16 protein-coding genes and 1 tRNA gene are annotated in these 13,968 nt (G+C 64.9%); 7 read left to right on the forward strand and 10 right to left on the reverse strand.

All coding sequences use genetic code 11. The features are described from left to right. Window positions 1–10 precede the first annotated feature (10 nt). A complete protein-coding gene (gene serS, locus ACIPG5_RS02105) occupies window positions 11–1,291 on the forward strand; it encodes a serine--tRNA ligase (RefSeq protein ID WP_176515146.1) in 1,281 nt (426 codons plus the stop codon). Then, a complete protein-coding gene (cysG, locus tag ACIPG5_RS02110; RefSeq protein WP_176515144.1) occupies window positions 1,292–2,683 on the forward strand; it encodes a siroheme synthase CysG in 1,392 nt (463 codons plus the stop codon). It abuts the gene before it with no gap. 120 nt (window positions 2,684–2,803) lie between these two features. Here the strand turns inward: cysG and ACIPG5_RS02115 are convergent, their stop codons facing one another. The 8 genes from ACIPG5_RS02115 to ACIPG5_RS02150 all read right to left on the reverse strand — a co-directional run bounded on the left by ACIPG5_RS02115 (window position 2,804) and on the right by ACIPG5_RS02150 (window position 8,554). Next, window positions 2,804–3,763: a glutathione S-transferase family protein gene (locus tag ACIPG5_RS02115; protein ID WP_401373082.1), complete on the reverse strand. Its 960-nt coding sequence runs from the start codon at window positions 3,761–3,763 to the stop codon at window positions 2,804–2,806. Window positions 3,764–3,855: 92 nt separating this feature from the next. After that, a complete protein-coding gene (locus ACIPG5_RS02120; protein WP_401373355.1) occupies window positions 3,856–4,842 on the reverse strand; it encodes a glycosyl transferase family protein in 987 nt (328 codons plus the stop codon). Between the two features lie 14 nt (window positions 4,843–4,856). Then, entirely contained in the window at window positions 4,857–5,192 is a 336-nt protein-coding gene (locus ACIPG5_RS02125) for a TusE/DsrC/DsvC family sulfur relay protein (protein ID WP_176515138.1), read from the reverse strand. Continuing rightward, entirely contained in the window at window positions 5,189–5,485 is a 297-nt protein-coding gene (gene tusB, locus ACIPG5_RS02130) for a sulfurtransferase complex subunit TusB (protein ID WP_401373084.1), read from the reverse strand. The genes ACIPG5_RS02125 and tusB overlap by 4 nt, the downstream gene beginning before the upstream one ends. Then, complete coding sequence (tusC, locus tag ACIPG5_RS02135; RefSeq protein ID WP_176515134.1) at window positions 5,485–5,844, reverse strand: sulfurtransferase complex subunit TusC; 360 nt, start codon at window positions 5,842–5,844, stop codon at window positions 5,485–5,487. Before tusC ends, tusB begins: the two co-directional genes overlap by 1 nt. A gap of 1 nt (window position 5,845) precedes the next feature. Further along, complete coding sequence (tusD, locus tag ACIPG5_RS02140; RefSeq protein ID WP_401373087.1) at window positions 5,846–6,238, reverse strand: sulfurtransferase complex subunit TusD; 393 nt, start codon at window positions 6,236–6,238, stop codon at window positions 5,846–5,848. A gap of 87 nt (window positions 6,239–6,325) precedes the next feature. Further along, a complete protein-coding gene (locus ACIPG5_RS02145) occupies window positions 6,326–7,705 on the reverse strand; it encodes a nucleobase:cation symporter-2 family protein (RefSeq protein WP_176515129.1) in 1,380 nt (459 codons plus the stop codon). A 177-nt stretch (window positions 7,706–7,882) separates the two neighbouring features. Then, the gene (locus ACIPG5_RS02150; protein ID WP_008094725.1) at window positions 7,883–8,554 is read right to left on the reverse strand and encodes a Bax inhibitor-1/YccA family protein; all 672 of its coding nucleotides are present in this window, start codon (window positions 8,552–8,554) and stop codon (window positions 7,883–7,885) included. Between the two features lie 135 nt (window positions 8,555–8,689). Between ACIPG5_RS02150 and ACIPG5_RS02155 the strand changes: the two genes are divergently transcribed. Beyond that, window positions 8,690–8,777, forward strand: a tRNA-Ser gene (locus ACIPG5_RS02155). Between the two features lie 90 nt (window positions 8,778–8,867). Here the strand turns inward: ACIPG5_RS02155 and ACIPG5_RS02160 are convergent. Further along, on the reverse strand, window positions 8,868–9,104 hold the full coding sequence (locus ACIPG5_RS02160; protein ID WP_176515125.1) for a hypothetical protein: 237 nt from the start codon (window positions 9,102–9,104) through the stop codon (window positions 8,868–8,870). A gap of 103 nt (window positions 9,105–9,207) precedes the next feature. On the opposite strand from ACIPG5_RS02160, the gene ACIPG5_RS02165 reads away from it, so the two are divergent. Both ACIPG5_RS02165 and ACIPG5_RS02170 read left to right on the forward strand, forming a co-directional pair. After that, window positions 9,208–9,495 (forward strand): hypothetical protein, encoded by a 288-nt coding sequence (locus ACIPG5_RS02165; protein WP_176515123.1) that lies wholly within the window; start codon window positions 9,208–9,210, stop codon window positions 9,493–9,495. A gap of 94 nt (window positions 9,496–9,589) precedes the next feature. Beyond that, the gene (locus ACIPG5_RS02170; RefSeq protein ID WP_176515122.1) at window positions 9,590–10,261 is read left to right on the forward strand and encodes a peptidoglycan DD-metalloendopeptidase family protein; all 672 of its coding nucleotides are present in this window, start codon (window positions 9,590–9,592) and stop codon (window positions 10,259–10,261) included. Between the two features lie 15 nt (window positions 10,262–10,276). On the opposite strand, the gene ACIPG5_RS02175 is transcribed toward ACIPG5_RS02170, so the two are convergent. Continuing rightward, window positions 10,277–11,191, reverse strand: a complete 915-nt coding sequence (locus tag ACIPG5_RS02175) for a LysR family transcriptional regulator (RefSeq protein WP_176515121.1) — start codon at window positions 11,189–11,191, stop codon at window positions 10,277–10,279. Window positions 11,192–11,457: 266 nt separating this feature from the next. On the opposite strand from ACIPG5_RS02175, the gene speB reads away from it, so the two are divergent. Beyond that, the gene (speB, locus tag ACIPG5_RS02180) at window positions 11,458–12,429 is read left to right on the forward strand and encodes an agmatinase (protein WP_176515120.1); all 972 of its coding nucleotides are present in this window, start codon (window positions 11,458–11,460) and stop codon (window positions 12,427–12,429) included. A gap of 13 nt (window positions 12,430–12,442) precedes the next feature. Further along, complete coding sequence (locus tag ACIPG5_RS02185) at window positions 12,443–13,951, forward strand: aldehyde dehydrogenase family protein (protein ID WP_401373091.1); 1,509 nt, start codon at window positions 12,443–12,445, stop codon at window positions 13,949–13,951. The last annotated feature ends 17 nt before the right edge of the window (window positions 13,952–13,968 follow it).

Consider the following 13,968-nt stretch of genomic DNA (forward strand, 5'->3'; position numbering starts at 1 on the left):
AGAGAACGACATGCTCGATTCCAAACTGTTACGCGGCCAACTCCAGGAAGTGGCTGACCGCCTCGCCTCCCGTGGCTTCAGCCTGGATGTCGCGCGCATCGAATCACTGGAAGAGCGCCGCAAGGCGGTACAGACCCGTACCGAACAGTTGCAGGCCGAGCGTAATGCCCGCTCCAAGTCCATCGGCCAGGCCAAGGCCAAGGGCGAAGACATCGCGCCGCTGATGGCCGACGTCGAGCGCATGGCCAATGAACTGGCCGCTGGCAAGGTCGAGCTGGACGGCATCCAGGCCGAGCTGGACGGCATTCTGCTGACCATCCCGAACCTGCCGGACGCCAGCGTGCCGGTCGGTGCCAGCGAAGACGACAACGTCGAAGTGCGCCGCTGGGGCACCCCGGCCACCTTCGATTTCGAGATCAAGGACCACGTCGCCCTGGGCGAGATCAGCGGTGGCCTGGACTTCGAAGCCGCTGCCAAGCTGTCTGGCGCCCGCTTTGCCGTGCTGCGTGGGCCAATCGCCCGCCTGCACCGCGCCCTGGCGCAGTTCATGATCAACCTGCACACCGGCGAGCACGGCTACGAGGAGCACTACACCCCGTACCTGGTACAGGCTCCGGCCCTGCAGGGCACTGGCCAGCTGCCGAAGTTCGAGGAAGACCTGTTCAAGATCAGCCGCGAAGGCGAAGCCGACTTCTACCTGATCCCGACCGCCGAAGTGTCGCTGACCAACCTGGTGGCGGGCGAGATCCTCGACGCCAAGCAGCTGCCGCTCAAGCTGGTTGCCCACACCCCGTGCTTCCGCAGCGAAGCCGGTGCGTCGGGCCGCGACACCCGCGGCATGATCCGCCAGCACCAGTTCGACAAGGTCGAGATGGTCCAGGTGGTCGAGCCGGCCAAGTCGATGGAAGCCCTGGAAGGCCTGACCGCCAACGCCGAGCGCGTGCTGCAGCTGCTGGAGCTGCCGTACCGCGTGCTGGCCCTGTGCACCGGCGACATGGGCTTTGGCGCGGTGAAGACCTACGACCTGGAAGTGTGGGTGCCGAGCCAGGACAAGTACCGCGAGATCAGCTCCTGCTCCAACTGCGGCGACTTCCAGGCCCGCCGCATGCAGGCGCGCTGGCGCAACCCGGAAACCGGCAAGCCGGAACTGGTGCACACCCTCAATGGCTCCGGCCTGGCGGTAGGCCGCACCCTGGTTGCGGTGCTGGAGAACTACCAGCAGGCCGACGGCTCGATCCGCGTGCCGGACGTGCTCAAGCCGTACATGGGTGGTGTCGAGGTCATCCGCTAAATGGATTACCTGCCGCTGTTCCACAAGCTGCAGGGCGGCCGCGTGCTGGTCGTCGGCGGCGGTGAAATCGCCTTGCGCAAGGCGCGCCTGCTGGCCGATGCCGGCGCCGCGCTGCGGGTGGTAGCGCCCGACGTCGACGGCCAGCTGGCTGCGCTGGCCCGTGAAGGTGGCGGCGAGGTGCTGGTGCGTGGCTATCAGGCAGGCGACCTGGCCGGTTGCCGGCTGGTGATCGCAGCCACCGACGACCCTGGGCTCAATGCCCAGGTGTCGGCCGATGCGCAGGCGCTGAGCCTGCCGGTCAACGTGGTGGATGCGCCGGCCTTGTGCACGGTGATCTTCCCGGCCATCGTCGACCGCTCACCCCTGGTGGTGGCGGTGTCCAGTGGCGGAGACGCCCCGGTGCTGGCGCGCTTGATTCGCGCCAAGCTGGAGGCCTGGATTCCGTCTGCCTATGGTGAACTGGCCGGCCTGGCCGCGCGTTTTCGCGACCGGGTCAAGGCGTTGTACCCCGACGTCAACCAGCGCCGCGGCTTCTGGGAAACCGTTTTCCAGGGCCCGATTGCCGAGCGCCAGCTGGCCGGGCAGGGCGCCGAGGCCGAGAAGCTGTTGCAGGCAATGGTCGACGGCGCGCCGGTGCAGCAGGGCGGCGAGGTGTATCTGGTGGGGGCGGGCCCGGGTGATCCGGACTTGCTGACCTTCCGTGCCTTGCGCCTGATGCAGCAGGCCGACGTGGTGCTGTACGACCGCCTGGTGGCGCCTGCGATCATCGAGATGTGCCGGCGCGATGCCGAACGTATCTACGTGGGCAAGCGCCGCGCCGACCACGCCGTGCCGCAGGACCAGATCAACCGCCTGCTGGTCGATTTGGCCAAGCAAGGCAAGCGCGTACTGCGGCTCAAGGGCGGTGACCCGTTCATCTTCGGCCGGGGTGGCGAGGAGATCGAAGAGCTGGCCGAGCAGGGCATCCCGTTCCAGGTGGTGCCGGGCATTACGGCGGCCAGTGGTTGTTCCGCCTATGGCGGGATTCCGCTGACTCACCGTGACTATGCCCAGTCGGTGCGCTTCGTGACCGGCCACCTCAAGGACGGCACCAGCAACCTGCCTTGGGATGACCTGGTGGCGCCGGCGCAGACCCTGGTGTTCTACATGGGCCTGGTGGGGTTGCCGACCATTTGTGCCGAGCTGATTCGCCATGGGCGTGCGGCCAGCACGCCGGCAGCGCTGGTGCAGCAGGGGACGACGCGCAATCAGCGGGTGTTCACCGGTACCCTGGCGGACTTGCCGGCGCTGGTGGCTCGGCATGAGGTGCATGCGCCGACCTTGGTGATCGTCGGGGAAGTGGTGCGGTTGCGCGAGAAGCTGGCCTGGTTCGAAGGGGCGCAGCAGGACTAGGAATAGCTGGGGCCGCTTTGCGGCCCTTTCGCGACACAAGGCCGCTCCTACAGGACACCATGGGGTCTTTGTAGGAGCGGCCTTGTGTCGCGAAAGGGCTGCAAAGCAGCCCCAGCTGTCTCAGCCCCGCCAGATCCCCTTGCCCGCCAATCGCTCCCGATCATGCGGCTCGTTGAAGTCCTGAAGCGGCCCCTTGGGCACAATCCCATTCGGGTTGATAGTCTTGTGGCTCATGTAATAGTGCTTCTGGATGTGCTCCATATCCACCGTCTGCGCCACCCCCGGCCACTGATATAGCTCCCTCAGCCAGTTCGACAAGTTCGGGTAATCGCTCAGGCGGCGCAGGTTGCACTTGAAGTGCCCGTGGTACACCGCATCGAAGCGCACCAGCGTGGTAAACAGCCGCACATCAGCCTCGGTCAGGTATTCCCCGGCCAGGTAGCGCTGGCGATCCAGCAACCCTTCCAGATGATCCAGCTCATCGAACACTTCGTCGAACGCGGCCTCATAGGCCTCCTGCGTGGTGGCGAAGCCTGCGCGATACACGCCGTTGTTCACCGCCGGGTAGATGCGGGCGTTAAGCGCCTCGATGGCTGGGCGCAGCGGCTCGGGATACAGGTCCAGGTGGTTGCCGGTCAGCGCATTGAAGGCGCTGTTGAAGATGCGGATGATCTCCGACGACTCGTTGTTGACGATGCGCTTGTCCTGCTTGTCCCACAGCACGGGCACGGTCACGCGGCCGGTGTAGTGCGGGTCGTCCTGGGTGTAGCGCTGGTGCAGGTAGGTGAGGCCGTCGAGGTGATCGCCGCTGGAGCCTTGCTGCTGGTCGAAGGTCCAGCCGTTCTCCTGCATCAGCCAGCTCACCACCGACACATCGATCAACGGCTCCAGGCCTTTGAGCGCGCGCACGATCAGGGTGCGGTGGGCCCAGGGGCACGCCAGCGACACATACAGGTGATAGCGGCCAGCCTCGGCGGCGGGCAGTTGATTGCGGCGTTGGGCGTTCTCGCGCTTGAAGGCGCCGTCCTTGCCGTTTTCGTACCACTGGTCATGCCAGCGGCCGTCGATCAAAAGGCCCATGGTGAGCTCCTCGGAACAAAGTCGTTTGTCGTTGGAGCCCAGTCTAGGGGATATCGTTCGAACAACTAGCGCAAAGACTGCGGGGTAGCTATCTACTTATTCGATTGGTTGCGCGCGCTCCAGTAGCCGCGTGCGGTGGCGAATGCCTGTTCGCGGTCCTGGCCCAGGCCGCGCAGGGCCAGCGCCATGGTGGCGACCACGGCCATCTCACCGTAGCTGTCCTCGGCCTCGCCGCGCCAGACGGCCAGCAGCTGCTCCGGCTCCAGGCTTGGCGGCTTCACATGGCGGCGTTCGCTGAGCGCCGGCCATTCCTCGTCCCAGCTTTGCCCTGCACTGGTGCCATACAGGTGGCTGATCACGTCAGGGTTGACCTCGATCTCGCCACCGTCGCCCTTGATCACCACGGCATGGTCGCCGAGCAGGCGGCTGGCTTCGCGGTGCACGGCCTGATAGCCGGGGTGGAAGATGCTCTGCAGGCCGCAGCGGGCGCCCAATGGGTTGAGCACCCGGGCCAGGGAGTGGATGGGCGAGCGCAGGCCGAGGGTGTTGCGCAGGTCGATCATCCGCTGCAGCTGCGGCGCCCAGTCGTGCAGCGGCGCAAAGGCCAGGTGATGCTGGTCCAGGGCCTGGCTGACCGCCGGCCAGTCACGGCACAGCGGAATCTCCAGCAGGGCCAGCAACTGCTCGGTGTACAGGCGCCCGGCCGTGTGCGCGCCACCTCCGTGCAGAAGAATCCGCACGCCGTTGTTGGCCAGGCACTTGGCCGCCAGCAGGTACCACGGCAGGTGGCGCTTCTTGCCGGCATAGCTCGGCCAGTCGAGGTCGACCGCGATACGCGGCGCCTGCAGGTGGGCACGCACGGCTTCGGTGAAGCCGGCCAGTTCCTCGGCGCTTTCTTCCTTGTGCCGCAGCAGCATCAGGAAGGCCCCGAGCTGGGTGTCTTCGACCTTGCCTTCGAGCAGCAGGGTCATGGCGGCGCGGGCCTCTTCGCGGGTCAGGCCGCGCGCGCCGCGCTTGCCCTTGCCAAGGATGCGCACGAAGGCGGCGAAGGGGTGTTCGGCCGGGGTTTCCAGGGTCAGCGGGCGGGCGTCGGTCATATGCAGTTGGTCGGCTTGGGCAGGCCCGCGAGCTTGGCAGCGAGCTTGGCGGGGGTGCCATTGAACAGGCGGTTGAGGTGCGGGCTGTTGCCCTTTTCCACGCCCAGCTTGAGCGCGGTGTACTTGATCAGCGGGCGAGTGGCCGGGGAGAGCTGATACTCCGCGTAGAACTGGCGCAGCAGCTCGAGGATTTCCCAGTGCTCGGCGGTTAGCGCAATGCTTTCGCGCGCGGCCAGTGCCTCGGCGGCTTCATGGGACCAGTCTTGCAGGTCGACCAGGAAGCCGTCCTTGTCCAGGGCGATCGCCTGATCGCCAACGGTCAGAGTGTTCATAGCCAGCTGTTCACCTTGTCATGGTGCAGCGACAGCGCGACGAAGGCCGGGTAATCCACCGCCTTGGCCAGCTCGCTGGTGATGGCGCGGGCTTGCAGGTCTTCGTCGAGGGCGAACAGGCGCTGCTCCAGGCCGGTGGCCTGCAGCTGGCGCAGGCTGTCGCTGCCCTCGCGCAGGGCGTACACCGCATCGCCGCACAGCAGCAAGGCATCGTCGTTGCCCAGCAGGCGCAGGCAGCTGCCCAGGCGCTCATCGCCGAACGGGGAATGGGAAATCACGTGCAAGGTCGGCATCAGAGCGTCACCACTTGGTCGTAACGGGCAATCAGCGCCTTGAGCGCCGAATCGTCCAGCACCTCCACCGCCAGTTCCAGGGTGTCGGCGGGCAAGCCGCGGCGGGCCAGGCTGTGCTGGCAGGCGTACAGGGCTTCGACGCCGAACATCGGCAGTGCCTGCAGGTTGGCGCCGAGGTTTTTCTGCTGCACGGCCGCAGGTTGCTGGCCGGGCGCCAGCTGGAAGACGCCGTCATCGAGAAACAGCATGCCCAGCGGCAGGTCGAAGGCGCCGCCGGCAAGGGCGATGTCCAGCGCTTCGCGTGCGCCGGGGCCGTTCCACGGCGCCTGGCGGCTGATGATCAACAAGGACTTGGCCATTTCAATCGCCTCCAAAGCAGACCAGGCGGTCGGCAACCTGCGCGGCCTCATGCAACTGCCCGAGGCCCGAAAGCTCCCAGGGCTGGGGCAGGTTCACCGCCGGGCGCTGATAGCGCGCGGCTTCGGCCTGGTCGAGCACGCCACGGCGCAAGGCGGCGGCAATGCACACCACGGCGTCGAGCTTCTGGTTTTCGATGAAGGCGCGCCATTGCGCGGCCACGTCCAGCTCGTCCTGGGGGGCGACGATGTTGGCCGAGGCGCTGTGAACCCCGTCCTGGTAGAAGAACAGCCGGGCAATCTCATGCCCGTCGGCCAGCACCGCCTCGGCGAAGCGCAAGGCGCGGCGCGAGGAGGGCGCATGGGCCGGGGAAAAAACCGCGATGGCGAATTTCATGGACAACTCATGCAAAGGAATGCGGCCATGATAAAGCAAAAAGCCCGCGCAGGCAGGCGCGGGCTTTGTCGGCTGAAGCAGGCTGCGTCAGGCGTGTTCCTTGCTCTCCGGCAGGAACCAGTTGAGCAGCAGGGCGCAGATGCCACCGGTGGCCACGCCCGACTCCAGCACATGGCGAATCGCCGCGGGCATGTGTGCGAGGAACTCGGGTACCTGGGCCACGCCCAGGCCCAGCGCCAGCGACACCGAGATGATCAGCAAGGCGCGGCGGTCGAGGCGGGTGCTGGCCAGGATGTTGATGCCCGATGCCGCTACGGCGCCGAACATGACCATCGCCGCACCACCCAGCACCGGCTCCGGCACCGCCTGAATCACCCCGGCAACGCTTGGGAACAGGCCCAGCAGCACCAGCATCACGGCAATCCAGATGCCGATATGGCGGCTGGCGATGCCGGTCAGCTGAATCACGCCGTTGTTCTGGGCGAAGATCGAGCTGGGGAAGGTGTTGAACAGGCCAGCCAGCAGCGAGTTGGCGCCGTTGACCAGCACGCCACCCTTGATCCTTTGCATCCACACCGGGCCTTCGACCGGCTGGCGCGAGACCTTGCTGGTGGCGGTGACATCACCGATGGCTTCCAGCGAGGTCACCAGGTAGATCACCAGCATTGGAATGAACAGCGCCCAGGAGAAGCTCAGGCCAAAGTGCAGCGGCGTCGGCACCTGGAACAATGCGGCCTGGTGCATGCCGGTGAAGTCCAGGCGGCCCAGGTAGCCGGCCAGGGCATAGCCCACGGCCAGGGCGATGACGATGGCGCAGCTGCGCATCCACACCACCGGGATGCGGTTGAGGATCACGATGATCGCCAGCACCACGCCCGACAGCAGCAGGTTCTCGCCATTGGCGAAGGTGCCATCGGCCATCGCGCCGAAGCCGCCGCCCATGCTGATCAGGCCGACCTTGATCAAGGTCAGGCCGATCATCAGCACGACGATGCCGGTTACCAGCGGGGTGATCAGCCGTTTGACGAACGGCAGGATGCGCGACACACCCATCTCCACGAACGAGCCGGCGATGACCACGCCGAAGATCGCCGCCATCACGCTTTCCACTGGCGTACCCTGCTTGACCATCAAAGCGCCACCGGCAATCAGCGGCCCGACGAAGTTGAAGCTGGTGCCCTGCACGATCAGCAGCCCGGCGCCGAACGGGCCGAAGCGTTTGCACTGGACGAAGGTGGCGATGCCGGAAATCACCAGCGACATGGACACGATCAGGTTGGTGTCGCGCGCCGACACGCCCAGCGCCTGGCAGATCAGCAGGCCTGGGGTGACGATCGGTACGATGATCGCCAGCAAATGCTGCAGCGCTGCCAGCAGGCCGATCAGCAGCCGCGGCTTGTCTTCGAGGCCAAGCACCAGTTCGTTGGCAGGCGCTGCCGCGTCTGGGCTGTGTTCGTGTGTGCTCATTGCAGGTTGCTGCCCCGGATGAAAAAAGGAGCGCATTCTACGGAATGAAGCGGGATTGGGGTAGTGGCAAGCACGATACCTGCACGATCGGCGGTGAATCGCTGAATAAGCTGACCTTTAAGTCAATTTCCGCCCATGAAAAAACCCGCCGAAGCGGGTTTTCTCTTACCGATCGAATCAGTCGTCGCGGCCCATGATGCCGAACAGCTGCAGCAAGCTGATGAACAGGTTGTAGATCGATACATACAGGCTGATGGTAGCCATGATGTAGTTACGCTCACCGCCATGGATGATCGCGCTGGTCTGGAACAGGATGCAGACCGAAGAGAACAGCACGAAGCCCGCGCTGATCGCCAGTTGCAGCCCGCTGATCTGGAAGAAGAAGCTGGCCACCACGGCGCCCAGCAGCACGAAGAAGCCTGCGGTGATGAAGCCGCTGAGGAAGCTCATGTCCTTGCGGGTGATCAGCACATAGGCCGACAGACCACCGAACACCAGCGCGGTCATGGCAAAGGCCGAGCTGACCACTTCGGCGCCGCCGCTCATGCCCAGGTAACGGTTGAGGATCGGGCCGAGAATGAAGCCCATGAAACCGGTGAGGGCGAAGGTGGACACCAGGCCCCAGACCGAATCACGCAGTTTGGCGGTGAGGAAGAACAGGCCGTAGAAGCCGATCAGCACCACGAATACGTTGGGGTAGCGCACGCCCATCTGCTGGGAGATGTAGGCCATCACACCGCTGAAGGCGAGGGTGAGTGCCAGCAGGCTGTACGTGTTGCGCAGGACCTTGCTGACCTCGCGCTGCTCGACCTGCTGGCCGTTGTGTACGGCATAATCCTGTTCGCGCATGGCGACACTCCTTGGTAAACCTGTGGTTTTGAAACGTTCTGATTCAAAGGAGTCTATCAGAGGTTCTGTAACCGGCGTCATAGAGAGTTTGACAGCGTGTTTCATTACGGTATTATGGCCGCCGCAAAACGAGCTGGAAGCGTGGCCGAGTGGTTTAAGGCAACGGTCTTGAAAACCGTCGATGGGCAACTATCCTAGAGTTCGAATCTCTACGCTTCCGCCATATTCAAAGCCCTGATTATTCAGGGCTTTTTGCGTTTCTGAGGTCCCAAAAAAAAGCCTAATGGGAACATTTTGGGAATACCACCTGCTGCTAGCCTTCCGGCAGCGCTGCACCGCTGACGAATTCATCCGATCCCAGCCGGTGCGAGCCGTACTCCACCACGTACCCTTCACCACGGCGCTCTGCCTCTACCTTGGCGGTATTACGGTCCGCATACACGTCGACAAAGTGCCACGGATGTCGATCCCGCAGCACGCCCCACCCTAGCACCCAGCCCTCGTTATCAGGGTCAGGCGGAAGGTTTTTCGCCAAGCTGCGAATACTCATTCCTTGCTCTCCTTGAAATGCTCAACCCACAACGAGCGCTCGACGACGAGCCGGCCTAAACTATTGCGCTCCCTTCCTGAACAACTCCATCAAGGCGCGTGAGATGAAGAAACTACTATCAGGCCTTCTGGTCGCCTTTTCCAGCCTGGCCCAAGCCCAGATCCCTCTTCTGAACGCCACCTGCCCCGGCAACATCGAGGTCCATGCCGACAAGGGCGGCCCGATCTACATCAACGGCAAGGAAGCGAAGCTGAAGAAATTCAACGACAACTACTTCGAAGCCAAAGGCAGCAACGTGACGATCTCGTTGTCGATCAACCCCGATGGCTCCCCTGACGTGTCCTACACCGGTAAGAACCGCGCCAACGGCATCTGCCAGATAAAGAAATAGCGCTGATTTCTTGCCATGCCCAGGCATGCACGCCGCGCGCAGTGCTTTATAGTGGCCGCCTCAATCAATCGCGTCTCCGCTCAAAGGATGTGGTGTGTTTCTCAGGTTCATTCTGATCGCTGTCCTGCTGTCGATCTCCGCGTGCAGTTCCCAACCCCCAAGCTCCAGCGCTTCTGCCAACAAGGTCGTCAGTGGCGTCTACAAGGTAAAGCGCGGCGATACCCTCTATTCGATCGCCACGCGCCACGGCTGGGACTTCAAGGCGCTGGCGCGCTACAACAACATCAGCGCCCCTTACGCGGTGAACGTGGGCCAGAGCATTCGCTTCGGCCCAGGCAACGGCACCGCCACGACGGCTAAAGGCGCCGCCGCGCCAACCACCAAGGTGACCCTGCGTGGCTGGGACTGGCCGATCAAGAACCCCGTGGTCATCGGCCGCTACGCACCGGCCGACAAGCTCAGCAAGGGCATCCGCATCGCCGCAAGCCCAGGCCAGCCGGTGTTCGCCAGCCTCGGCGGCAAGGTGGCTTTCGCCACCAACATTCGCGGCTACGGCAACCTGATCATCCTCCAGCACGGGCCTGCGCACGCCAGTGTCTACGGCCACAACAGCAAGCTGCTGGTCAAGGAAGGCCAGACCGTCAGCAAGGGCCAGAAGATCGCCGAGGCTGGCGACCTGGATACCGACCGCACGCAGCTGTACTTCGAGATCCGCCAGAACGGCAAGCCGGTGGATCCGATGAGCGTGTTGCCGGCACCGAATTGAGCCTGTTCCCGGGGCTCAAGGCAGCCCCACCGGCTGCATGCACGCCCCTAGATCCTCGAGAAACGCCTGCAATATCGGCGGCGCCGCCACCCCGCGGCGGGTAATCACATCAAACGGCGAACTCAGGTCCAGCGTGTTCGCCCCCAACCGGCACATCTCGCCGCTCTTGACCCACTGCTCGGTGAAGTGCACCGGCAAGAAACCGACATACGCCCCGGAAATGATCAGGATCGCCGCCGCCTCGATGTTCTCGACCGTGGCGGCGGCCTTGCTCATGCCCAACTGGTCGAGGTCGTACTGCTGCATGTAGCCGCGGGCGACCAGGCGGCAGGCGCGCACCTCCTCCAGCAGGCGGCCGTTGCTGGCCTTGCTGGCGAACAAGGGGTGGCGGCGGCCGCAGTACAGGCCCAGCGCCTCGTCGTACAGGGGCAGGTAGGACAGCCCCGGCACTCGCAGGGGGAAGTGCCCGATGGCCAGGTGCAGGCGGCCGTCGAGCACGCGTTCTTCAAGCTCGGCAGGTGTGCCGATGTAGACGTTGAGGTGGGCGTCGTGGCCGCGCGAAACGAAGCGCTGGGTGGTGCGCGGCACCGGCGAGTCGGGGTCGGTGAGGGTGGAGTCGATGATGCCCAGGTTGAGCTTGCCGCTGATGTGCTGCTTGAGCACGTCGGCGTCAAGGCAGAAGCTTTCTACCGCGCCCAGCAGGCGCAGCGCCGCTTCATGGATCGCCACCCCTTGTTCGGTCAGGCGAAAGCCGCTGCGCCCGCGCTGGCACAGCTTCACGCCCAGCCGCGTTTCCAGGTGGGTCATCTGTTCGCTGATGGTCGACTGGCCGGCATTGAGCGCGGCCTGCGCCGCAGAAAAGCCGCCGCAGCGCACGATGGTGGCAAATACCCTGAGCAGCTTGAGATCGACATCGTGGAGCTGGATCACGCCTGGCCTCCTGTCGGTGCGTCACATCGGTGAAGCTGATATGAGCAGCCGATCGATTGTTTTTTGCCAAGGTAAGCACGCCAGGGCGCTTTCCCGCAACGCCGGGTTCCTGCGGCTTTCAAAAGCTTCGAATACTTCGGGTTCGCCGATCTATGCATCTGCAGTTGCGCATTTTTCCACTGCCGGGCTGCGCCCATAGTGGCTGCAACGGCGGCCCTGTGCGGGCGCCGTCTCCTGAATAGAACAAGAAGTGGAGAAGCCCGAACATGGCAAAGCACGGTTATGAATCCGGCCGCCTGAACCTGCCCTTCGTGGGGCATTGCACTTTCGCCAAATCGCCCATCTGCACCGACTGGGACGCCATCGACGCCGATGTCGCGATCCTCGGCGCGCCCAACGACATGGGCACCCAGTGGCGCTCTGGCGCACGCTTCGGGCCGCGGGGCATTCGCGAGGCATCCACGCTGTTCTCCTTCGGCCACAGTGGCGCCTACGACCACGAAGATGACGTCACCTACCTGACCCAGGAGCAGGTGCGCATGGTCGATGTGGGCGATGCCGACATCGTCCACACCGACATGGCCAGCAGCAACGCCAACATCGAAGCGGCCGTGCGCCAGATCCTCGCCTCGGGCGCCATGCCGGTGGTGCTGGGCGGCGACCACTCGATCCACGCCCCGGTGATCAAGGCCTTCGAAGGGCGCGGGCCGATCCACATCATTCACTTCGACGCCCACCTTGATTTCGTCGACGAGCGCCACGGCGTGCGCTACGGCCACGGCAGCCCGCTGCGCCGCGCCTCGGAGCTGGACCACATCGTCGGCATGACCCAGATGGGCATCCGCAACGTGTCCTCGTCCAACCGCGACGACTACGACGCTGCCCGCGACGCCGGTTCGCAGATCCTCTCGGTGCGCGACGTGCGCCGCCTCGGCCCGGAAGGTGTGCTGGCGAAGATCCCGCAAGGCCGCGACTACTACATCACCATCGACATCGACGGCTTCGACCCCTCCATCGCCCCCGGCACCGGCACCCCGAGCCACGGCGGTTTCCTCTACTACGAGGTGCTGGAGATCATCCAGGCGCTGGCACGCCGCAGCCAGGGCAGGGTGGTCGGCATGGACCTGGTGGAAGTGGCCCCGGCCTACGACCCGGCCGGTGTCACCTCGATCCTCGCCGCGCAACTGCTGATGAACAGCATCGGCTTCATCTTCCATGAGCGCGCCCGCGCTCGCTGACCGGGGACACACCGTGGACAACAAGGTTAAAGACTATCTGCAGGCATTCGGTGTGCTGGAGGCGACCCAGCGCTTCCTTTCCAAACCCCAGCGCCAGTTCATCGGCGGCGCCTGGCTTGCGGCCAGCGACGGCGCCACCAGCGAGGTGATCGAGCCCTCGACCGAAGGGGTACTTACCCACATTCCCATGGGCACCGTCGAAGACCTGGACCGCGCAGTGCAGGCCGCCCGTGCACAGTTCGACGGCGGCCCCTGGAGCCAGCTCAAGCCCCTGGAACGCGAACGCCTGCTGCATCGCCTGGCGGACCTGGTCGAACGCAATGGCGACGAGCTGGCGCAGATCGAATCGATCGACATGGGCAAGTCGGTGGAGCAGGCGCGGGCCGTGGACATCCAGGGCACCCTCGACACCTTCCGCTACTTCGCCGGCTGGGCCAGCAAGATCCACGGGCGCACCGTGGAGCCGTCGCTGCCGGGCAACTACCTGGCCTACACCCGCAAAGAGCCGGTCGGCGTGGTGGGCGTGATCGTGCCCTGGAACTTCCCGCTGCAGACCATGGCCTGGAAGCTCGGCGCCGCGCTGGCGACCGGCTGCACCGTGGTGGTGAAGCCGGCCGAGCTGACCTCCCTGTCGGCCTTGCGCTTCGCCGAGCTGGTGGAGGAGGCCGGCATCCCCGCCGGTGTGATCAACATCGTCACCGGGCGCGGCAGCGTGGTCGGCACGGCGATGACCAGCCACCCGGGCATCGACAAGCTGAGCTTCACCGGCTCGACCCCGGTCGGCTGCTCGGTGGGCAAGGCGTCGATGGACCAGATGAAGCGCCTGACCCTGGAGCTGGGCGGCAAATCGCCGGTGATCGTGTTCGCCGATGCCGATATCCCGGCGGCGGCGCAGGCGGTGGCCAACGGCGTGTTCTTCAACTCCGGGCAGGTCTGTGATGCCGGCACCCGTGCCTACATCGAGCGCAGCATCTACCCACAATTTTTGCAGGCGTTGGCCGACTACACCGCCACCCTGAAGATCGCCCCCGGCCTCGATCCGGACTGCTTCATCAGCCCGATGGTGTCGCGCAAGCAGCAGCAAAGCGTGCTCGGCTACATTTCCCTGGGCCAGGCCGAGGGTGCGCAGCTGTACTACGGCGGCGAGCCTGTCGCGGGCCCGGGGTTCTATGTGCAGCCGACCATCTTCGCCAACTGCCGCAACGACATGCGCGTGGTGCAGGAAGAAATCTTCGGCCCGGTGCTGGTCACCCAGGCGTTCGACAGCCAGGAAGAGGCGCTGGCCCTGGCCAACGACTCGGCGTTCGGCCTGGCGGCGGCGCTGTATTCCAATGACCTGGGCCGCGTCCATGGCCTGATCCCGCAACTGCGCGCCGGCACCGTGTACGTCAACGCGCACAGCACCCTGGACCCGTCCATGCCGTTCGGTGGCTACAAGCAATCGGGCTACGGCAAGGACATGGGCGCCGAGCAGCTGGAGTTCCTGCTGGAAACCAAAGCCGTGTGGATCACCTTGCCCTAGCGACAGGGCGGCCAGCG

The organism is Pseudomonas sp. NPDC087029, assembly GCF_044745345.1.
GTDB lineage: Bacteria > Pseudomonadota > Gammaproteobacteria > Pseudomonadales > Pseudomonadaceae > Aquipseudomonas > Aquipseudomonas faucium.